14 protein-coding genes are annotated in these 22,220 nt (G+C 51.4%); 6 read left to right on the top strand and 8 right to left on the bottom strand.

Annotated features, from left to right (window positions below; genetic code table 11):
* Positions 1 to 23 precede the first annotated feature (23 nt).
* Complete coding sequence (locus tag EFO84_RS03500) at positions 24 to 1,742, bottom strand: sodium:solute symporter family protein (protein WP_127346691.1); 1,719 nt, start codon at positions 1,740 to 1,742, stop codon at positions 24 to 26.
* A gap of 11 nt (positions 1,743 to 1,753) precedes the next feature.
* A complete protein-coding gene (locus tag EFO84_RS03495; RefSeq protein WP_127346690.1) occupies positions 1,754 to 2,020 on the bottom strand; it encodes a DUF4212 domain-containing protein in 267 nt (88 codons plus the stop codon).
* Between the two features lie 124 nt (positions 2,021 to 2,144).
* Here EFO84_RS03495 and EFO84_RS03490 point away from each other — a divergent pair, with 124 nt between their 5' ends.
* The gene (locus EFO84_RS03490; RefSeq protein WP_127346689.1) at positions 2,145 to 5,651 is read left to right on the top strand and encodes a hybrid sensor histidine kinase/response regulator; all 3,507 of its coding nucleotides are present in this window, start codon (positions 2,145 to 2,147) and stop codon (positions 5,649 to 5,651) included.
* Positions 5,652 to 5,665: 14 nt separating this feature from the next.
* Here the strand turns inward: EFO84_RS03490 and EFO84_RS03485 are convergent, their stop codons facing one another.
* From EFO84_RS03485 to acs, 4 genes are all read right to left on the bottom strand, one after another.
* Positions 5,666 to 6,232 carry a hypothetical protein gene (locus tag EFO84_RS03485; RefSeq protein ID WP_127346688.1) on the bottom strand — a complete coding sequence of 189 codons (567 nt, stop codon included), beginning with the start codon at positions 6,230 to 6,232 and terminating at the stop codon, positions 5,666 to 5,668.
* Positions 6,233 to 6,320: 88 nt separating this feature from the next.
* Positions 6,321 to 10,229: a S8 family serine peptidase gene (locus EFO84_RS03480; protein ID WP_127346687.1), complete on the bottom strand. Its 3,909-nt coding sequence runs from the start codon at positions 10,227 to 10,229 to the stop codon at positions 6,321 to 6,323.
* A 155-nt stretch (positions 10,230 to 10,384) separates the two neighbouring features.
* Positions 10,385 to 11,032 (bottom strand): response regulator transcription factor, encoded by a 648-nt coding sequence (locus tag EFO84_RS03475; RefSeq protein ID WP_127346686.1) that lies wholly within the window; start codon positions 11,030 to 11,032, stop codon positions 10,385 to 10,387.
* Positions 11,033 to 11,053: 21 nt separating this feature from the next.
* Positions 11,054 to 12,997 carry an acetate--CoA ligase gene (acs, locus tag EFO84_RS03470; protein WP_127346685.1) on the bottom strand — a complete coding sequence of 648 codons (1,944 nt, stop codon included), beginning with the start codon at positions 12,995 to 12,997 and terminating at the stop codon, positions 11,054 to 11,056.
* A 172-nt stretch (positions 12,998 to 13,169) separates the two neighbouring features.
* Here acs and EFO84_RS03465 point away from each other — a divergent pair, with 172 nt between their 5' ends.
* Together EFO84_RS03465 and EFO84_RS03460 are read left to right on the top strand one after the other, a co-directional pair.
* Positions 13,170 to 14,327, top strand: a complete 1,158-nt coding sequence (locus tag EFO84_RS03465) for a DcaP family trimeric outer membrane transporter (protein ID WP_127346684.1) — start codon at positions 13,170 to 13,172, stop codon at positions 14,325 to 14,327.
* Positions 14,328 to 14,465: 138 nt separating this feature from the next.
* Complete coding sequence (locus EFO84_RS03460) at positions 14,466 to 14,900, top strand: hypothetical protein (RefSeq protein ID WP_127346683.1); 435 nt, start codon at positions 14,466 to 14,468, stop codon at positions 14,898 to 14,900.
* Here EFO84_RS03460 and EFO84_RS03455 read toward each other — a convergent pair.
* The gene (locus tag EFO84_RS03455) at positions 14,864 to 17,578 is read right to left on the bottom strand and encodes a putative bifunctional diguanylate cyclase/phosphodiesterase (protein WP_127346682.1); all 2,715 of its coding nucleotides are present in this window, start codon (positions 17,576 to 17,578) and stop codon (positions 14,864 to 14,866) included. The two genes, EFO84_RS03460 and EFO84_RS03455, sit on opposite strands and share 37 nt — an antisense overlap.
* A 102-nt stretch (positions 17,579 to 17,680) precedes the next feature.
* Positions 17,681 to 17,923: a hypothetical protein gene (locus EFO84_RS03450; RefSeq protein WP_127346681.1), complete on the bottom strand. Its 243-nt coding sequence runs from the start codon at positions 17,921 to 17,923 to the stop codon at positions 17,681 to 17,683.
* Between the two features lie 155 nt (positions 17,924 to 18,078).
* Here EFO84_RS03450 and cysQ point away from each other — a divergent pair, with 155 nt between their 5' ends.
* The 3 genes from cysQ (at position 18,079) to EFO84_RS03435 (ending at position 22,217) form a co-directional block, all read left to right on the top strand.
* Complete coding sequence (gene cysQ / locus EFO84_RS03445; RefSeq protein ID WP_127346680.1) at positions 18,079 to 18,843, top strand: 3'(2'),5'-bisphosphate nucleotidase CysQ; 765 nt, start codon at positions 18,079 to 18,081, stop codon at positions 18,841 to 18,843.
* Between the two features lie 22 nt (positions 18,844 to 18,865).
* Positions 18,866 to 20,023, top strand: coding sequence for a M14 family metallopeptidase (locus EFO84_RS03440; RefSeq protein WP_164742368.1), 1,158 nt, complete (start codon positions 18,866 to 18,868; stop codon positions 20,021 to 20,023).
* Positions 20,024 to 20,102: 79 nt separating this feature from the next.
* Positions 20,103 to 22,217: a putative bifunctional diguanylate cyclase/phosphodiesterase gene (locus EFO84_RS03435; RefSeq protein ID WP_164742367.1), complete on the top strand. Its 2,115-nt coding sequence runs from the start codon at positions 20,103 to 20,105 to the stop codon at positions 22,215 to 22,217.
* Positions 22,218 to 22,220: the final 3 nt, after the last annotated feature.

The raw sequence follows: 22,220 nt of genomic DNA, 5'->3' as shown, positions 1-22,220 counted from the left end.
CTGCCCCTTTAGATATACCACGGTTAGTGGTGGCTAGCACCACCCGCACCGCGCGGGTAACGAATGGACTCGACTAAGTCTTGGGTCGCTTGTGGAGCGTCGCCAGTGGCTTTGTGCACCACATAGGCCACCACAAAGTTCAGCAACATACCCACAGTACCGATACCCTCAGGCGAGATCTTCAGCAGCCAGTTGTCCGGAGTATTGAGCTCTGGGCTGACAAACTTGAAGAAAATAATGTAGCCCAAGGTAAATACGATACCCACTAACATGCCGGCAATAGCCCCAGTACTATTCATGCGCTTGTAGAAAATGCCCATGATAATTGCTGGGAAGAAGCTGGCCGCCGCCAAGCCGAACGCGAAGGCGACCACCTGCGCCACAAAGCCGGGTGGATTGATCCCGAACCAAGTAGACAATGCAATAGCAATACCCGCAGCCACCCGCGCCCAGAATAGTTCTTGGCGGTCGGTAATATTCGGCGTCAGGGTACGCTTGAGCAAATCGTGCGAAATGGAGGTCGAAATAACCAACAGTAAGCCCGCTGAGGTGGATAACGCCGCAGCAACACCGCCGGCAGCCACTAACGCCACGACCCAGGCCGGTAAGTTGGCAATTTCAGGGTTCGCTAACACCATGATGTCACGGTCTACGGTAACCATCTCGTTGCGCTCATCACCGGAATAGAACATGTTGCCGTCTTGGTTTTTATCTTCCCATTTCAGCAAACCAGTTTTTTCCCAGTTTTTCACCCAGCCCGGAGCTGCTTCATACGCCACACCTTGCTGATCAGGACCATTAATGGTGTTGATCAGGTTGGTCTTAGCGAATGCGGCGATAGACGGAGCGGTCAGATACACCACCGAAATGAACACTAAGGCCCAACCGGCAGACAAGCGTGCATCGGATACTTTTGGTACGGTGAAGAACCGCACAATCACGTGTGGCAAGCCAGCAGTACCGACCATCAAGGCAAAGGTGATGGCAAATACGTCAATAGTCGCGCGCGCACCTTCAGTGTATGTGGCCAAGCCCAGCTCGGCTGAGAGGCCGTCGAGGCGTTGCAGCAGGTATTCGCCAGAACCTGGCACACCTTCGGCAATGGTGGCACCAAAGCCAGTTTGCGGCAGAATGTGACCGGTCATGTAGAACGAAATAAATACCGCAGGTACCAAGTAGGCGAACGCCAATACCACGTACTGCGCCACCTGGGTGTAGGTAATGCCCTTCATACCGCCAAGCACGGTATAGAAGAATACAATCACCGCACCAATGTAAACGCCGGTAGAGATATCCACTTCTAAGAACCGCGAGAACACCACGCCGACACCGCGCATTTGCCCAGCAATATAGACAAAGCTGATCAAGATAGCGCAGATAACCGCAATGGTGCGGGCAGTTTGTGAGTAGTAACGGTCACCAATGAAGTCTGGCACAGTAAACTTACCAAATTTGCGTAAGTACGGTGCTAAACAGAGTGCTAACAGCACGTAGCCACCGGTCCAACCCATCAGGTAAACCGAGCCATCATAGCCGGCGAAGGCAATGATCCCGGCCATTGAAATAAACGACGCCGCAGACATCCAGTCGGCCGCTGTGGCCATACCGTTAAGCACTGGATGCACACCACCACTGGCGACATAGAAATCTGAGGTAGAGCCGGCTCGTGACCAAATCGCAATAGCAATATACAGCGCGAAAGTCAGACCGACGATAATAAACGTAAGCGTTTTAATATCCATGGCTCGGCCCCTTATTCTTCGTGAACGTCGTATTTGTTATCGAGCGCCGCCATGCGATTCACATAGACGAAGATCAACACAATAAAGGTGAGAATTGAGCCTTGTTGAGCAAACCAAAAACCCAACTTAAAGCCAAAGAAAGTGAATTGGTTGAGTACATCGACCAATAAAATGCCAAAGCCGTATGACACGAGAAACCAAACTGCCAGTAGTTTGAGTACTAGGCTTAGGTTGTCACGCCAGTAGGCTTTTGCGAGGTCCCCGCTTTTAAAAGCCATACATCCTCCAGTTGTTCTGATTATTAGTATGTGACGATTACTTTTGTTGTCAGGTACGAATCTAGTCGGCATTATGCAATACAGAAATTGGACTTTGGTCGTAGGCAGGTAAAAGGCGGTTCGGATGACACTGATTGTAATTGCGGTTTCGCTGGCTTACATCGCGCTATTATTTGGCGTGGCGCATTGGGGTGACCGGCCCAACTCGGTGGCCAACCGGGTCAGTTATAAACCGCTGGTGTACAGTATGTCACTGGCTATTTACTGCACTAGCTGGACTTATTACGGTGCGGTCGGCAACGCCGCCAGCGGCGGTTGGGCTTACATTCCCATACTGCTTGGGCCGATTTTGCTGTTTGTATTTGGCTTATCGCTGGTGGAGAAATTGGTCAGCGTATCCAAGCAACAAAATATCACCTCCATTGCCGACTTTATTGCCAGCCGTTATGGCAAGCGCCAACGGCTGGCACTATTTGTCACCTTGATTGCGGCGCTCGCTACCATTCCGTATATCGCTCTACAGCTTAAAGCGGTTGGCTTAACCTTTGTGGTGCTGACCGAAGAAGTCAGCGCCTTTACCGAGTTCTCCATTAATGAACTGATGGCTGCTGCGATCATGGCGGTATTCGCCATGCTATTCGGTACTCGTCATATTGAAGTGACCGAATATCGTAACGGCATGATCCTCGCTATTGCTTTTGAATCAGCGGTGAAACTGGTGGCTCTCGTCGCTGCAGCGATATTCGCCTGGTCATTATTTAGCGAGGTGTCGCCGGTGAGCTTGTTTGATCGGCTCGCAACGCCAACCAGCCCAGCCTGGTCATGGGCGGCCTTTAGCGAATTTGATTTTATTGTGCAAACCTTTATGGCTGCTGGGGTGATCTTATGTTTGCCACGGCAGTTTCACGTGGCAGTGGTGGATAACGTTGATGTCAATCACCTTAAAACCGCGCGCTGGGGTTTTCCGCTGTATTTAATCATCACTGCTGCCGCCATTGTGCCGATTGCCCTGACCGGTCAACTATTCTTTGGCGATAGTATTGGCGGCGATACCTTTGCCCTCGAACTACCGCTGCTACATGGCCAAACCGCACTGGCGCTATTTATTTTTATTGGTGGCTTTTCCGCGGCAACAGCAATGGTCATTATCGCCTCGGTAACCCTCAGCACCATGATCACTAACGATGTCATCATGCCGCTGATTTTACAGCGCCGTCGTCGCTTCCCGTTTACCAGCCCGTTAGCCAGCGCCGCCGGGCTCGGTCAGCATACCGAGATACGCAGCTTTCAAGGCAAGCTGCTGCTGATACGCCGCGTTGCCATTGCGGTGATCTTGCTACTGGCCTATGCCTGCTATTACTTGTGGGCCGCCAATACCGGTTTGGTCAGCATTGGGCTATTGGCATTCTCAGTGGTACTGCAGTTACTACCCGCTATGATTGGCGGTTTGTACTGGCGCAAAGGCCATGCTCGTGGTGTTTACGTTGGCTTAGGGGTGGGCTTACTGGCATGGTTATTCGCCGTGGCAATTCCCATGTACCTGCCTCATGAGCTCAGCGATACCAGCATTATTACCCGCGGCACGGTGGTAAGCTTGCTCTGCAACCTGGGCGGTTATGTGCTGTTCTCATTGATGGCGCAACCGCGTTTGGTCGACCGCATTCAAGCCACCGCCTTTGTCAAACCACGCAGTACCCTCACCGAACACACTGTGGGTCGGCACCATCAAGCAACCCATGGCGATATGCTGCTATTACTGCGCACTTTTGTCGGCGACGACCGCGCGCAGCAATTGCTAGCGTTCTTTGCTGAATCAAAAGGCGGCAGTCAGGTCAACTATGCCAATAAGGAAGATGTCGCCTCGCGAGCGCTGATTGACTATGTCGAACGCACCCTCGCCGGGGTACTGGGGGCGGCTACCGCGCGTTCATTAATAGAGGCGGCACTGCGCGACCGCCGTTTGCATTTAGAAGAGGTGGTGCACTTTTTTGATGACACTACGCAGGCGCTACAAACTCAGCAACAAATTCTCTTTAGCTCGTTAGAGAACCTCGCCCAAGGCATCTCGGTGGTCGATGCTGAGCTGCGCTTAGTGGCGTGGAATAAACGCTATTTAGACCTGTTTGATTACCCTGAGGGTATGGTCAAACCGGGTCAACCCATTGCGACCTTAATTCGTTACAACGCCGAACGGGGTGAATGTGGCCCCGGTGAAGTCGACGAACTGGTTAATAAGCGCCTGAACTACATGCAGATGGGTTCACCGCACCGCTTTATTCGTCGCCGTGGTGACGGCCGCGTGATTGAAATGGTTGGCAACCCGCTACCCAATGGGGGCTTCGTCACCAGTTTCACCGATATTACCGAACACGTGGAAACCCAACAGGCCCTGCAAGACGCTAATATTGACCTGGAACAACGCATCAATGTGCGGCAGCGCAAAATTCGTGAAATTAATAACGAGCTAACTGAGGAAATCGAGCGGCGCCGCAAAGTTGAGGTGGAACTGAAACAAGCCAAGCAAGTTGCCGATGAAGCCAATGCCTCAAAAACCCGCTTTTTGGCGCTGGCTAGTCACGATATCTTACAGCCGCTGAATGCCGCCCGGCTGTATTTATCGGCGGTGGACGATAACCAAATCGGCAGCGCCAACCAGCAACTCCTGAGTAAGCTGGATACCGCCTTGGCGTCCACCGAGCACCTGTTATCAACGCTGTTGCAAATCGCTAAAATGGATCAAGGCGCGTTACAGCCGACCTTCCGCCACGTGCGTCTGCGCTCGGTGTTGCAACCGTTACTGCACGAATACGCCATGTTGGCAGAGCAACGCGGTATTCAACTCAAAGCGCATATCATTGATGCGGTGGTCTATACCGACCCCACTTACCTGCGCCGTATTGTGCAGAATTTTTTGAGCAACGCGGTGAAGTACAATCGTGATCACGGCAAGGTGTTACTCGGTGTGCGCCGTCGTGGCGAGCAATTAGTGATTGCTGTGTGGGATACCGGCCCAGGCATTACCAGCCAACAACGGCATCGCATTTTTGACGCCTTTTACCGGGGCCAAAATACCCGCACCGAAGGCGTTGGTTTAGGCTTGTCGGTGGCTAAACGCATGAGCGAGCAACTACGTTGTGAACTCAAGCTAGTCAGCGAAGAAGGTCGCGGTTGCTGCTTCTCGGTGACCATACCCTTAGGTAACGCGGCGCAAGTTTACGAGCGCCAAGAAGTCACTGATGTCGGCACACCCACCGAGCAACTCAGTATTGTCTGCGTCGACGACGACCAAGAAAATTTATCAGCGTTGCGGGCTTTACTGGAAAAATGGGGCTGTCAGGTCGAAACTTTCACCAGCAGCACTACTGCCCTGGCCTATGCAGCCAGCCATGAGCGCCCAGATGCACTGCTACTGGATTATCAGCTCGGTGATGACGACTATGACGGCTTAAGCCTAGCAAGCGCGCTACGGCGGCATTGGGGCGATAGTTTAGGGGGTGCCCTCGTCACCGCCATGCGTGATGACCAACTGCGCCAACAGGCGCGTGACAACAACTTGCACTTTTTACCAAAACCGGTGAAACCAGCAGCACTCAAAGCACTACTGAAACACTTACAACAACGGCGCGGCTAAGGCCGCTGCCGCAATTATTCCGTGGCGGTTGGCAAGGCAATACACTGGCCACCGGCCCACGTCAGCATGGGTTTTGATATCACCTCGCAGGTTCCCATTTGTTGATGCTGCTGATTAAACTGACGCTTCAGATCGCTGTAGCGCTGCGCCATGGCCATCACCACCTTCTCGTCACTCTCCGCAGCGGAAAAGGGCAGATAATAATCAGGCCCGCCGCAAGGCCGAGCGCCGACTTCCGCCATGCGGCAGTAGCTCAAATTACTGGCATAAGGCACACCAACGTAACCGCGTAGTTCTAAATTCAGCAACCGCAGTGCTTCGGCATGCTGTGCCATAGTGGCGCTGCCATCGTCGAATAATTCCGCAACTGCTGCGGCGTCACGCTCAAAGTCGTGCCATTGCTGTGGCAACTGTTGCGTGTCTTGATTGAGCGCTTGCTCTAATTCGGTCAGCACAGATTTTTGCTGAGACTCTTGCTGAGAGCCTTGCTGAGAACCTTGCTGTTGCTCTGGTTCCGCTTGGCTACACGCCACCAGTATGGCGCTTGCCAGCAGGGTATAAATAAATTTATTCGCTATCATGTTGGTTCATCTCCTTGAAAAAAAACCCGTGGCGCAAACCACGGGTTTTATTTTTTTACCCAGACTCATAGTAAGTCATGGGAGCAAATTACATCACCCGACGGCGACGTAATAATGCCATCGGCAGTGCTAGCAAGGCTAACCAGAAGGCGAAGCTACCTGATGATGACTCTTCTTCAACACTGACCGTGTAGGTCGTGCTGTTAGTTGTAGTACCGTCAGATACCGTCAACTGGATACGGAATGACGAACCAGCGGCATCGTCAGGAACCGTGAAGCCAGTAGTGCCCGCAGTTGGTGTTGACAACACAATCGCTGGGCCACTTAAGCGCGTCCAGGTGTACGTCAAGCTATCACCATCTGGGTCAGTAGACGTAGTACCACTGAGGGTAATAGTCGCACCCGGCGCAACCAGTGCGGTTGGACCAGTGATCCGAGCTACTGGAGCGCGGTTGGTTACGGTGACGTTTGCCGTAGCAACCGTTGAGGTAGCACCGGCTTCATCAACGATTTGATAGGTGAACGAATCGCTACCATCAAAACCAGCCACTGGGGTATAGGTAATCACGTTACCTGATACTGAGGCCGTACCATTAGCTGGCTGGCTCACCACCACCACCGATACTGCGCCAGTTGGCTCAATGGTGATTGGGTTGATCGCTGAGTACTCTTCATCTGCTGAAGTTACCGTGACTAAGTTCAGGAACTCAAAACCAGCGCTTTCAACTAACGCGGTTTGGTCAGTAGTCACTGGATTGTTCTTCAGCACCGTCAAGTTCACATCCGCAGCTTCAGCTAGGAATGGTACATCTAAGGTGTACTCAACATTCACTTCAGCTTTATCACCAGTCAAGGTGTACGCACGTACCGAAGTGCCTGAAGTTGGGAAGGTACCTTCACCGTCATAGAACGATTGCAGACCAAAGGTACCATCAGCACTTTCTACGCCAACTGTCGCGAACTCAGGTGCAGCACCCATATCGATATAGTTGTAGTAGATTTCGTCACTGTTACGCTTATACCAAATCGAGAAGGTATAGAGTTCACCAGAGGTGTCGTCGTACACATTGGCGTTTACCCACTCCCATACAAACCAAGGGTTACCCGCACCATCGGTCAGCGCCGCATAACGGATCAACGCGTTGTTGGCTGGTTGTAACTCTAGGTCGGTCCACATTGGTGCGAACAAGCCGTTAGGTACTGCTGCAGTTGGGATGGCTGAATTGGCAAAAGTAGTACCAAACGCACCCGCCTGCTGGTCAATGGCGTTCAAACCATTCATACCCAGGGTGATGTACCGGACCATACGGCCATCAACGATAATACCGTTAGCACCCAAGTCAAAGGTATACACTTGCTCATCACAACCCGTGGTACACAGAGAGCTGCCTAAGTTGTTTGCGAACAGCGAGAAACCAGTGAACGGGAAAGTTGCAGTGGTATCTTCTAAGGTAGCAATGTTTGGATCATCGGTTTGCGTGCTGACTAAGGTGAAGGTACGACCATCGGCTGATAGTTCACGGCTTACTTCAGTCGCCAGAACGGCATCAACCACAATCGATTCTTCATCAAACACCGCACCCACAGGCACATCGATAGTCAGGGTGACATCTTCACCGGTGCTACCTAATGCCGCTTTAGCACTCATCACTAAGTCACCAGCAGCAGTACCAGTACCACCGACGTTAGCCACTGAAACGACTGACACATCGTCCGAACGTTTCGGCATGATAACGATTGGAATGACCACATCTGAATAGCCATCAGCAGAGGTCAGTTTCACTTGACCAAACTTCCATGCTTCTGATGCCCAACGGCTGTCAACATCAACGCTCAGCGTGACTGAGCCATTCGCTGGCACAGAAACTGCAGCAACGTTAGCGGTCGCGCTGATATCGCTGTCAGTAAAGGTAACCGCCACAGACCAATCAGTCGCTTCGCCACTGATATCGGTGATCACACGATCAAAACTACAGCCAATTGAACAGGCATTGTTGGTCATCGATGGTTTATCAACAGTCACCGCTACATTAGCAGCGCGAGTGACGTCTAAGCGACCTGCACCCACATCAAATGCATCAGCTGGGGTGGTGCCATCTTGTTTTCTAACGCCGCCTACGGTTGAGGTCATCAAGATTGATTTCAATTGATCAGAATCAAGCCCGTAGATCTGCTTCATCAACGCTGCTGCACCCGCTACATGTGGGCCAGCCATTGAGGTACCGGAGAGCAAGCGTAACGCGCTGCCTTCTGGTGACGCAGACAAGATATCCGTACCTGGTGCGGCAATTTCCGGCTTCATAAAGCTTGGGTTGCCGTTCGGGCCACGTGAACTTGAGTTGGCCAATACGTCGACATTCTCTGGGTACACTTTGGCTTGCTCAGGATTCAAGGTAACCATGTCACCGGCAGTCCAGTTCGCTAACAAGGTAGCGCCATCTGCTTGCGAAATAGATACACCCGGAATAGTGGCTGCATCCATACTCATAATGATTACGCCGGAGGTGTTATTCGCTAAGATCATAGCAGCACCGCCAGCATCAGCGATATTGTTGGCTTTTACCGTGAACGCACAAGCACCGCGCTCAGTAAATACCGCTTCACCATTAAAGGTACCTGGAGCAAACGGATCACAAGCCAAGGCGTTATTCGGGTCAGCCACCACTGCTGCCGTTAATTCAAACTCTAACGGGGCGGTAATGGTGGTATTGCTACCTTCATAAGACACAAAGGTTTCGCCGCCAGTTACCACTGAGCCTTCAAACACTCGACCGGTGCGGGTGTTGGCTACCGTTAAGGTATCTTCAACACACGACGGGCAACCAATAGTTTGTGCGCCTGGGCCGCTGTTACCAGCAGAGAATACCACCAGTACGCCCGCTTCATTTAAGGCTTCGATGACTGACTTATGGGCGCTGTTTTCAGGCGCTGAACCAGCACCGCCGCCCCATGAGTTGTTGATCACGTCAGCGCCGTCCGATAAAGCATCTTCAAGTGCAGCAATGGTCATCACCGTAGGGCATGAACCCTGGCCAGTGGAGGTTTCATAACAGGCTTTGTAAGACATCAAGCCAGCACCTGGTGCTACGCCTGAAAGCGTGGTGGCAATACCACCAATTTCAGTGGTGATCACTTTACCTACTGCGGTACCCGCTACGTGGCTACCGTGACCGTTAAAGTCTTTTGGCCCCAAGGTTTCGCCGGCTGCAGCGCCAGCTAAAAACGACTCAGTCATGTATGAACGCGCCAAAATGATTTTGTCGTTACAGAAGGTTGGGTCGGTAACCGTACAGTAGTCATCGAACTGCCCAGCAATCGGCGACGCACCGCTTGATTGGAACATTGGGTGTTCTTCGTTGATACCGGTATCAACTACCGCTAGCTTAACGCCAGCGCCAGCCGCAGCACGGCCACCTAACTGTTCCCACACCGCAGGTGCTTCAATTAAATCGAGTGAAGCATCCATATCGACAGTGTGAATTTCGTTGTCAAACACCCGCTTAACGCCAGGAATTGCAGCTAACTGAGCTTTGATATCGGTGTCGTCCATCACTGAGATGATCAAACCGTTCATAGTTAAGTTCAGTTGGCGCTCAATTTTAGCGTTCGGGAATTTGCTTTGAATTTGGCTCGCAACTTTGCTCTGCTCAGCCATCAAGAAATTTTGGTAATTGCTGACATCAGCACTCTGCGCGACAAACTTTTCCGTACCAGTTGCTTGAGTGGAAGTGCCACGCAATCCTTGCATACCGCCGTGGTACATAACCGCCGATGGCGCTTCAAGCTGGATGATGTAGTAGGTTGGCGTTGCTAATTGCAAACGCGAACGCGGCTGTTTCTCAACAACGCGTTGGTTAAGCACAGGCTCAACAGCTGCGTTGGAGTCAACCTTGAATTGCTGAGCCATTGCACCTGTCGCTGCTAACGACGAGGCAATAGCCACCGCCAGCAAGCGCTTGCGGGGTGCCGCAGCCAGTAAGGATTGAACCGATTTCATGGACACTTCCTCTTATAAGTAGAGTTATTATATTTTTATACGTATGAAAAAAACGTACAAAGAGGAATGTACCACTGTTTATTGTCTAGTTGTAGAGTCTTTGTGCGGAGGGTGTTACAAAATGTAACGGTGCATGTAAAAACGTAACCAGTTGCTCAACTAATCGGCGTTTCAAGCTGCAAACGTTCGGCTAACAACACCGCTTGAGTACGGTTGTATACCCCGAGCTTGCGAAAAATTGCGGTAATATGGGCTTTTACGGTGGCTTCGGTGATGGCCAGTTGATAAGCAATCTGTTTGTTCAACAAGCCTTCATGCAGTAAGAACAGCACGCGATATTGCTGGGGCGTCAGATCAGCCACTTTGCGCGCCAGCTCTTGGTCATCATGGGATAAGTTGTCTAAGCGCCCACGTACTGCTTCAGGTACCCACACGTCACCCTGCATGATGATATTAATGGCCTCAGCAATCTGTGCCGACGGCAGCGATTTGGGAATAAAACCCAAGGCCCCAAAACCAATGCACTTAGCCACCACAGCCGGGTCATCCGAGCCAGAAATAATCGCAATAGGTAACATAGGATAGGTATCGCGGATACGAATCAAACCGTATAAATCGCCGCTGCCTGGCATATGCAGGTCGAGCAGCAGCAAATCTAAGTCATCGTCGTCTGCCAAGGCCGCCAAGGTGGCGTCGAGATCACCGGCTTCACGCAGTTGCAGCTGCTCATAATGATTCGCGAGGGCTCCTTGTAGAGCCTCGCGAAACAATGGATGATCATCGGCGATTAAAAACTTGGCCATGCCTACCTGTGTGCGTTGCTGTTAGCGATTCAAGCGTTTGTCTATCAGCGAATCTACCACAGACGGATCAGCAAGCGTAGAGGTATCCCCCAAGTTTTCAAATTCATTGGCGGCAATTTTGCGTAAAATTCGTCGCATAATTTTGCCCGAGCGAGTTTTCGGTAAGTCAGCTGACCAATGAATGTAGTCTGGAGTAGCAATCGGGCTGAGTTCTGAACGAACCCAATCACGTACTTCTTTGGTCAGCGCATCATTGACCTCAGTACCAGCCATAGGAATGATGTACACATAAATACCCTGGCCCTTCAGGTCATGTGGATATCCCACCACCGCCGCCTCGGAAATTTTCGGATGCGCCACCAGCACACTTTCAATCTCCGCGGTACCTAACCGGTGACCTGATACGTTCAATACGTCGTCGACACGCCCGGTGATCCAGTAATAACCATCGTCATCACGCCGTGCACCATCGCCAGTAAAATAGACATTTTTGTACGCCGAAAAATAGGTCTGCTCAAAGCGTTCGTGGTCACCCCATAAGGTACGTGCTTGCCCCGGCCATGAGTCCTTGATAATCAAATTACCCTCGGTAGCGCCGCTAAGTTCGTGACCATCGGCATCGACCAGTGCTGGCTGCACGCCAAAGAACGGTCGCGTTGCTGAGCCGGGCTTCAGATCGGTCGCCCCAGGCAGTGGCGTGATCATGATGCCGCCGGTTTCAGTTTGCCACCAGGTATCAACAATCGGGCAGCGGCTATCGCCCATAGTACGGTAGTACCATTCCCAAGCCTCGGGGTTAATTGGCTCACCAACACTGCCTAAGGTGCGCAAACTGCTGCGCTGACTGCTGTCGGCAGCGGCAGTGCCTTTCGCCATCAAGGCGCGAATTGCGGTTGGCGCAGTGTAGAGAATATTCACCGCGTGTTTATCTACGATTTCACCGATACGCCCCACCGTAGGATAGGTCGGCAGCCCCTCAAACACTAAGGTAGTGGCGCCATTGGCTAACGGCCCATAGACAATATAGCTATGGCCGGTGATCCAACCGACATCGGCTGCACACCAATAAATATCGTCTTCGTGATAATCAAACACATACTGATGGGTCATCGACGCCCAGACCATGTAACCACCGGTAGTGTGCAGAACGCCCTTGGGCTTGCCGGTAGAACCTGAGGTGTAAAGAATAAAGAGCGGATCTTCGGCATTCATGACTTCCGGTTGACACTCGGCGGCGACATCTTTCACGAGTTGGTCCCACCAAATATCACGATGCTCGGCCCAACTCACGTCGCCATGGGTCACTTTACACACCACCACGTGCTCAACACTGGGGCAGCGCCCATCTTTCAACGCCATATCTACGTTGTGCTTGAGCGGTGTAGCTTTACCACCGCGGCGACCTTCATCCGCGGTGACAATGACTTTCACGCCACAATCATTGACTCGATCGGCAATCGCATTCGGTGAAAAGCCACCAAAAATCACCGTGTGCACGGCACCAATACGCGCGCAAGCAAGCATGGCATAGGCCGCTTCAGGCACCATCGGCATATAAATAGCTACCCGGTCACCTTTGCCCACACCCAATTTTTTCAAGCCGTTGGCGAATCGTGAGACCTCATGGTGCAGCTGCCGATAGGAAATATGCTCGCTAACCGATGGATCATCGCCTTCCCAAATGATGGCAGTTTTGTCACCACGCTCAGCCAAATGCCGATCCACGCAGTTGTAACAGGCATTCAAGGTACCGTCTTCAAACCACTTAATACTGACCTTACCAGCCGCAAATGAGGTGTTTTTGACCTGGCTGTATGGGCTAAACCAGCTGATACGCTGGCCCTGTTGTTGCCAAAACTCAGTGGGGTTTTCGACACTTTGGGCATACATAGCAAGATACTGATCGTTATCAATATGTGCCCGTTGCTTTGCTTTTACCGGTACTGAATAAACCGTTTGCGACATAAATCCTCCTCAATTTGGCCACCGCTTTTCTGCCTCATAGCTTGTATTTTCGCGGCTTCAAGCACCATTAGACCATAGTCTAGATTGATTAATCATAACGATAGGTCAATGCTTTTGCCATGGTCATGTAACAGGGCCTGATTGAATGCAGAACTCAACAAGGAGCACCGCAATGCAACAACAACTTAAAAAATCTCTGCTTGCCAGTGCAGTACTCGGCGGCTTACTGATGGCCCCAGCCCAGGCTGCTGATGCGCCAAAATGGAGCTTTGGCGGCTATGTGAAACTTGACGCCTTTATGAGCGACTATGGTGAGGGCACGGCCGCTGGCAGTGGCAACCTGGGTCGCCAGTTTTATATCCCCAGCCTGACCCCAGTGGGCGGCACTGGTGACGATGCGGTCACCGATTTCCATGCCCGCCAGTCACGGTTTTGGTTTGATGCCAAACAGACTCTTGATAACGGCGAGACCATTACTGGCCGTATTGAACTAGATTTTATGACTGTTCCAGTGGGTGATGAGCGCATCACCAACTCCTATGCTCCGCGCTTACGTCAAGCCTTTATCACCTATGGCAAATGGACCTTTGGTCAAACCTGGTCGAACTTCCAGGAACTCAGCATTCTGCCGGAGTCCGTTGATTTTATCGGTGCTACCGACGGTATGGTATTCGTCCGCCAAGCGCAAGTTCGCTACACCGACGGTAACTTCAGTGTGGCACTAGAAAACCCAGAAACCACCGTCACACCATTTGGTGGCGGCGCCCGCATCACCTCGAGCGACAGCGTCATGCCTGATTTTACCGTCAAATACAAAGGTAAAACCGGCGATGTGAGTTGGGCTGTGGCAGGCTTGGTGCGGCAGTTGGCCTATGACGTGACAGGTACTGGTAGTGATGAAACCACCAACGGTTACGGCGTCAGTTTGTCGGCTAAATGGCAGCTCGGCGACAACGATGTGCGCGCTTCATTCACCACCGGTAAAGGTATCGGCCGCTACATGGGTTTAAATACCTTTAATGGTGCCGTGATTGATGCCAATGGCGAACTAGAAGCCATCAAAACCAGTGGCATGACCCTCGCCTATCGCCACGTTTGGAACGATAAGTACCGCAGCAACCTGGTCTATAGCTATGGTTCAGCGGATAACGATACGGTGCTGACCGGTAATGCCACCAAGTCGACGCAACGTATTGGCTTCAACATCATGTATCAAGCAGAACAACGCCTGACCTTCGGTGCTGAAATCTCCAAGGCCATGCGCGAGGTTGAAAACGGCGCTGATGGCGACTTAACGCGCTTGCACTTTATGGCGATGTATAGCTTCTAGCCCCAGCCGAAATTGCATTTTGCGATTGCTTGTATAAAAAAACCGCCAGATGGCGGTTTTTTTGTGCTCCGCGCAGGTACAATGCGCGTATCTTGTACAGCCATTCATGCCCGTACAACAAATCGCTGGAGGTATATCATGCGTATCGTCACTTTGGCTCTGTTAATAACTATCGGCGCCAGCCTAAGCGGCTGTGCCACCCAACCCAATGCCCCTGAAATTGTCGGCGAGCCGCGCGCGGCCATCGATAAAAAAGAGGTGCGGATTTATAATAAACGGCCAACCGGCAGCGAAGAGATTGCTCATTTGAGTACGACCTATGCGCTAGCAACACGCACCACCGACGAAGAAAAACTTGCCTATGCAATTGGTCGATTGCAAACTCAGGCAGCTCGTTTGGGCGCCAATGTCATCGTTATCACCGATGTTGCCCGCGAATCGTCAAGTGCCGGCACTATTATTCGTGGTATCACCAGCGACGCCAGCGCTGAGGTGATTGCTGCTAACGCCTATATCAAAGTAACCGCAACCGCTTATTACAGCTCGTCGATAGGTGCTGGCCGGGCAAAATAAAAGCCCTGCATATAGTTACAGCCGAGTTCGGTAACGAACTCGGCTTGTTGCGGCGTTTCCACACCTTCAGCCACCACATTGAAATTCAAACTCTGGGCAATTTTTATCACGCTCTCAATCAGCACGCGGTCACTCTTATGGGTGCGAATACCGGCCACAAAGGTACGGTCAATTTTCACCTTATCAACGGGTAAACGCTTCAAGTAGCTCAAGCTGGAGAAGCCGGTACCAAAATCATCCAAAGCAACGGTAAAGCCGAGCTCACGCAAGCGCTGTAATTGGCGAATGGCGTAATAGCTATTCTCCAATAAGATCGACTCGGTCATTTCCAGTTCAATCCACTCAGCTTTGACGCCACTATTAGCGAGGGTTTCTTCCAGAAACTCAACAAAATTGGCACGATGGAAATGCAACGCTGAAACGTTCACAGTGATCTTGAACGAACCTTTTTCGCGGATCTGCGCTAAATCATGACAGGCTTGGCGGAACACCCACTCACTCAAGGGTACAATTTGCCCAGTCATTTCCGCCAACGGGATAAACTCACCAGGGCTGACCACTTTGCCATCTTCATGCACCCATCGTAATAGGGCCTCATAGGCTTCTACCTGTTGATTGGCGCAATTGACGATCGGCTGGTAGTACAGTTGTAGGCGGTCGTGCTCAATGGCTTCTTGTAAACTAGAGCGCATAGACACCATGCTTTGCATGCGCTGCGCCATGGAGCGGTCATACTCTTGCACATGGTTATGGCCCAATTTCTTGGCTTGGTGCATGGCCATATCGGCACGCTGAATTAACTCCAATGGCGTACGCTGATCGTCGGTTTGCATGGCCACACCAATACTGGCGGTCAAATAGATCTTGTGCGGCCCAATTCGATATGGCTGAGCGACAATAGACATCATGTCATTAGCACTTTGCAACACGCGCTCAGCATGACCACTGACCCCTTGCATGACCAGTAAAAACTCATCACTAGCAAAACGTGCCAATTCGGTGTTACGTGGGCGATTATTCTGCAGCCGCTGCGCCAGCATGCGCAATAGTTCGTCACCAACCTGCAAGCCAAGACTATCGTTAATCAGGGTAAACCCATCAAGGTCAATAAATAATACCGCCATATCACCTTGTTCGTTAAAACGCTTGGCAATAAAGCGCTCAATACTGTTGCGGTTCAACAACCCGGTTAAGGCATCATGTTCAGCTTGATACTTTAACCGCGCCCCTTGGTCTTCAAGGGTCGCATTACGCTCAACCGCCAATACCACCAGCAGCACCAAGCCCATGCCAGCGAGCACAATCAGCACCTGCAAATTGGCGGTACCCTGCATATCGCGTAAATCATACAGATAACTATAAATAGGAGTGCCACTACTGTAATCGGTGGAGAGCTGACCACCATGCAGGAACAGCGCGCTTTCCTGCAAATACAGCTGGTTTTCTGGGGTCACCCAAAAGCCATGTTGATCCAGCAGCCGCTCATCACCCACTTTGGTGTACGTGAAGATCGGCGAATACACCCCAGAATTAGCCACCGCCAACATTCGTTGTACATCTAATACCGCCACAAACGAGCTGGGGCGTCCCGGCTCATCATCGGCAAACTTTACGCTCAGCCGTACTAAGAGTTTGGAGCGTGGGAACACTAATTGTGGCGATACCACCATCAACTGCACACCGGCCGGGTAAGGATTGGCCGCCAATTCAGCCGCAATAGCAGGGTCGCTGGTGAGCAAATAGGCTGAGGGCTTTTCATTCGGCTTAACCCGTTCCCAGCGCACTTGCCGATTGGGTGCCAGCAAAATAAAGCTATCAAGAAAATCAACTTGCTCGAGAAAATCACGCATATCTAAATCCATCAGCCGATCATGATCAGCCGGTGAATACGATTCCCACCGCGTTGCCAAACGGCGAAACAGATCAATATTGGCAGAACCCGTCGCCTTGCGAGCCGAATTCAAGCCCTCAACAGCCTGCACGCCCTGTAACCGGATAGACTCCATTTCATTATGAAACATCACAATGCCAGCGCTCAGTACACTGTAAAGCACCACTAACGTGAAGGTGAAGCTCGACCGCGCCAGCTTCGGCATCGGCCGACGGCCGCTATGGTGAGTAGCGTATAGCGCGGTTCCCGCCAGCATTAAACTGGCGCAGATAATCAAGCTGCCCATCGGGTGACGGGCCAAAAACGGCTGCTGGAAAATTAAGTGCGGAATCAGCAGCAACAGACCGGCCAAGGCAATCAGCAGCCCATAGGTGGCACAGCCCTGAATAAACTTAACGTCGGTACTGGAACGATGATGGGGCTGGCTTGGTGGCCGAATGAGGGTCAGCGCCGCTACCCCCAACAACACATAGGGAACCGGGTGAATTTGAGAATCAAACGGGTCGAATACATTAAAACCGAGCCCATCAATAGCGGCGACAAAAGCAATCAGGGCCGCGAAACTCGCAGCAATAGTGCGCCGCCCACCTTGATTGCGCCATAACATAGCAACGCCAAGGCCAATCATAATGACGAGATAGGATGAACTGACCGAATGGAACAGCAGTAATTGCGTGGGCTCAAACAACCGATAGGCAAGCACCATGCTTCCCGAAGCCAGCAGCGATAAGGCTGTGACTAGGTGAAGGACTGAGCGACCTTGCAGATCTGTTTTAATAAATGCCATGCGGCAAACAACGCCCCAAAACTGATGAATTGTTCTATAACATCAGTATAAGCACAAATAATAGGGCGTGAATAGATCAAATCGTAGGGCTTGTATGACTCTTTACGCCGACCGAGCAGCTATAATAAGACGCTGAATCAAACCATGGTCGCGGGTGACTATCCAGTCTTTGCCGGCGCGATCACGAAATACCGCGTGGGTTAGAATGGGGTTACGGCTCAGTTCGCCGTGCAGGATCTGTAACGCGCGGCCATTGGTTTCAGCCGATGGAATACTCAACGAAGAAAATTTCTCTTCACCGTTGTAAAGGGTTATCTTACGATGTCGTACACTAATATCTTGCATAGTCGTGAGTAATATCCTTGGGTGTATTCATCCGTTACGTCTTTACTCTACCTTGACAAGGTAAAGATGTCGATTTAACAACCGCCTATAAATCAATGTCATTTGCAATACTAAAATGTTGAAATTTTAGACTAACCTTAAGGGGCTGGCAGTTAATGCAGGCATTACTCTCATCGATAGAATTATTGGCACAACAAGCCGGCGCAGCGATCATGGCGATTTATCAAGCCGACGACTTTGCCAGCGCTGCTGCAGTGCAACAAAAAGCCGATTGCAGCCCGCTTACCGCAGCGGATTTAGCGGCCCAGCGTATCATTAGCGCAGGCTTAGCCGAACTCACGCCGCAGTGGCCGCAACTATCCGAAGAGGCGGCATTAACGCCGTGGCAACTGCGCCAGCAATGGCAACGCTATTGGCTGATTGACCCGCTCGATGGCAGTAAAGAGTTCATTCAACGCAATGGGGAATTCACCGTTAATATTGCCCTGATTGACCACGATGCGCCGGTGCTGGGTGTGGTGTATGCACCCGCTTTAGGCAAGTTGTATAGTGCCGACGTGCAGGCTAAGCAAGCCTATTGCAATGGTCACGCGATTCACACCCAGCCGCAGCTCTGTGCTAACAGCCCCCTGCGTATTCTGGTGTCACGTTCCCATCGCAGCGCTGCCGATAGTATCACTGAACATAACACCACCGAGCATCGTTTCATCCCAATGGGTAGCTCACTAAAATTCTGTCTGATTGCTGAGGGCAACGCCGATGTTTATCGCCGCCTGGGCCCCACCAGTGAATGGGACACCGCCGCCGGTCATGCGCTGTTAGTTGCCGCCGGTGGCTCAGTCTGTACCCTCGATGGTCAGCCACTGCGTTACAATCAAAAGCCAGAATTGCTTAATCCGCATTTTATTGCACGGGCTTAATCGCCACACCGGAGAGTCATTGATGAAAACCAAACTATCGTTACTAGTAATAGTTGCCTGGGCACTGAGCATCACTGCATTACCGAGCGTTGCCAGCGCAAGCTGCAGCTTTGCCGATATTCACTTTAGTAGCGATTTTGACAGTGGTCGGCTGGATGGCTGTGAGCAAACCGCCAGTAATAGCTACACCCTCACACTTAAACCAGAAAACACCCCGATTAATCCAAGCCCTTGGTATGCCTTTCAAGTGACCAATCAGTCCGAAACGGCGCAAACTATCACCATCACCCTGCTCTCTGATGGTGCGCCGGCCCGCTATCAACCGCGCATTAGCAGCGATAAGCAAAACTGGCAGCCAGTGCCGTATGAAAAAGACCAACAACAGATGCAGTTCCAAGTCACCGTTACTGACACTGTGTATGTGGCTGGCGGTGAAATTATCGACACCAGCTTTTATCCAAGCTGGTTAGCTGAACTAGCGCCAACTGCGCTGATTACTTTAGGCGAAAGTAGCCAAGGCCGCCCTATTCACGCGTTAGAGCACCGCGTTGATGGCAGCGCTGATTGGCTGGTAATCATTGGCCGACAACACCCACCAGAGGTCACCGGCGCCCTCGCTCTGGTACATTTTAGCCAGCTATTATTCAGCGACGACACCGCCATGCGAGTGTTCCGGCAGCGCTATAACATTCTGTTGGTGCCGATGGTCAACCCCGATGGCGTAGCCGCTGGCAATTGGCGTCACAATGCCAATGGTGTTGATTTGAACCGAGACTGGAAGCGACGCAGCCAAGCAGAAACCCAAGCAGTGCACGCCAAGTTGACGGCAATCACCGCCGCTGGTGGCCGTATTCGTCTCGCCTTAGATTTTCATTCGACCTGGCGCGATGTGTTCTACACCATGACCGCCGATTATGTCACCGTAAGCGGTGAGCCGCTACAGCAGCCGCAGCTGGTCAATGATTGGTTGACGGCATTAGCCAATGAGCTGGCCATGCCGATCGAAAACAAACCCAGCCATAATCCGAACTCAGGCGTGTTCAAGCAATATATCGCTGACCAGTTCGGCGTGCATGGCGTGACCTATGAAGTTGGTGACCAAACTGACCGCGAGCACATCAAGCGCAGTGCGGAAGCGGCATTAACAACGCTGATAAAGCAGCTATTTCCAGACTATTAAAAAGGGTATATGCTGAATGCAATAGTTGGCTGAGCTTTACATAGAGGGCAGAATGCCAAGGTATCTATCCGCAGTAGGTATGTTATGGCTAATCATCATACTCATGGTGCTGACATTCTTTGGCCTGCAACATGCGCCTGGATGGGTAATTTTCACACATCATGATGATTTCCTAGTCGTACATACCCTGTTTGAATACTACTCGGCGGCTATCGCTGCATTGATTGTCTTGGTCATGCTGCAACAGCAGAACTTGAGCAAACAACCGTCAAGTAAAGCCCTGATTGCTGCCTTCAGTTTGATTGCTGTGATGGATGTGTTGCATGCCTTATCGTATCCGGGCATGCCAAACCTTATTACCGAAAACCCCCTCGATAAAGCAATATTCTTTTGGTTGATCGGGCGCAGCCTCGAGGTATTTTGTTTTGCGGCGTTACTGTGGCGCATCGCTATTCCGCTGAAGTTACCACTGTTGTTTGGTTTAGTATTTGCCGTAGCCGTTGGTTTACTATTGGTAGGTACCATTTACGCCGAACAATTGCCAGTGTTCTATATTCCCGGCCAAGGCCTACAGCCGCCGAAAATTTACCTAGAATATGCTATTAGCATCGCCAACTTTGTGCTCGGCATCTTACTATTTGTGCGAGCCCAACATGAGCAAAGCCGAGAGCTACAGCTGGTCGCCTATGCTGCAATTTTTCTCGCCAGCGCCAGTTGGTACTTCGCCAGCTATACCAACCCCAACGATTTAGCCATGTTTGTGGGTCACTTATTGAAAGTGACTGCTTACACCTTTATGTATTGGGCATTGTATCGGGCGCGTATTCGCGACCCCTATATCAAGCTAGAAGCGTCAGAACTACGCTATCGAGCCGCGGAATTAGCCGCCCGTAAGGTTGCTGAACGCGATTATTTAACTGGCTTGGGCAGCCGCACAGCGCTATTTGATACCATAGAAAAGCTAGTCAGCCACGCTGGCCCGCGTCAGCACAAATATGCGCTATTGTTGGCAGACTTAGACAGCTTCAAAGATATTAACGATACCTTTGGCCATCTCACCGGTGACCTGTTGCTCAAGCACATTACCGTGCAGTTAGAACAAATGCGCGAAGAACATCATAGCCTGTACCGGTTGGGCGGCGATGAGTTTGCTATAGTCACGCCGTTGCAGGATGACTTCGAAAACCCTATTCAGTGGCAGGCACGCAACAAAGCTCAGCAGTTTAATCGGGCCATTTCCGAACCGTTTTTGTACGAGAATACCCAGCTACAGGTCAATGCTAGTATTGGTGTGGTGATTTTTTCCAGTGGCGAGAGCATCGCTGCCGGTGACTTACTCAAGCAAGCTGATTTGGCCTTGTATGCCGCCAAGCGCCAAGGCAAAAACCGCGCCTGCTTCTTTGATGAAACACTGCAGCAAACCGCCGAACGCGATGCCCATCTCATTCAGCAACTGCGCCAAGCTATTGAGCACAATGAACTGAGTTTATTTTACCAGCCGATTATTGCTGCCAATGGCACCATTGTCGGTGTTGAGGCTCTCCTGCGCTGGCACACCAGTGATGGTGAGGCCATTTCGCCCGCTGAATTTATTCCACTCGCGGAGCGTAACGGCCTGATGGTGGCAATAGGTGATTGGGTGCTTGAGCAGTCGATAAAGCAAGTCAGCGTGTGGCAACAGCACCCGGTGCGAAAAAACTGGCATATTGCCATTAATATTAGCGCCACCCAAATGGACCCTCAGCGCTTACCCACTTATGTTGCCGAGTTGCTAGCGCAGCATCAGGTCAACGGCAATAAGCTATTATTTGAGCTCACCGAAACCCTGCTGCAAGACAACATTGAACAATCCATAGCAGTCATGACTGCCATTAGTAAACTCGATATAGCCTTTGCCTTAGATGACTTTGGTACCGGCTATTCATCATTAAGTTACCTCAGCCGCTTACCTATTAAGAAATTGAAAATAGACCAAAGCTTCGTGGCTGGGTTGCATGAACCAAGCAGCCAAGCCATCATTGAGGCCATTCTGGCACTGGCAAAAAGCTTACAGTTGCAGGTAGTCGCCGAAGGCATCGAAACCGCCGCGCAGTTCGCCTTTATGACTAGCCGCGGCTGTGATTTTTGTCAGGGCTTTTATTTCAGTCAACCACTGCCGGTCGACGCTCTGCCAGAAACAGAGCGCCTCGGCTAGTCG

Origin of the sequence: Pseudidiomarina mangrovi (genome assembly GCF_003999375.1) — a bacterium.
Taxonomy (GTDB): domain Bacteria; phylum Pseudomonadota; class Gammaproteobacteria; order Enterobacterales; family Alteromonadaceae; genus Pseudidiomarina; species Pseudidiomarina mangrovi.
This window is presented reverse-complemented; position numbering and strand designations above follow the sequence as displayed.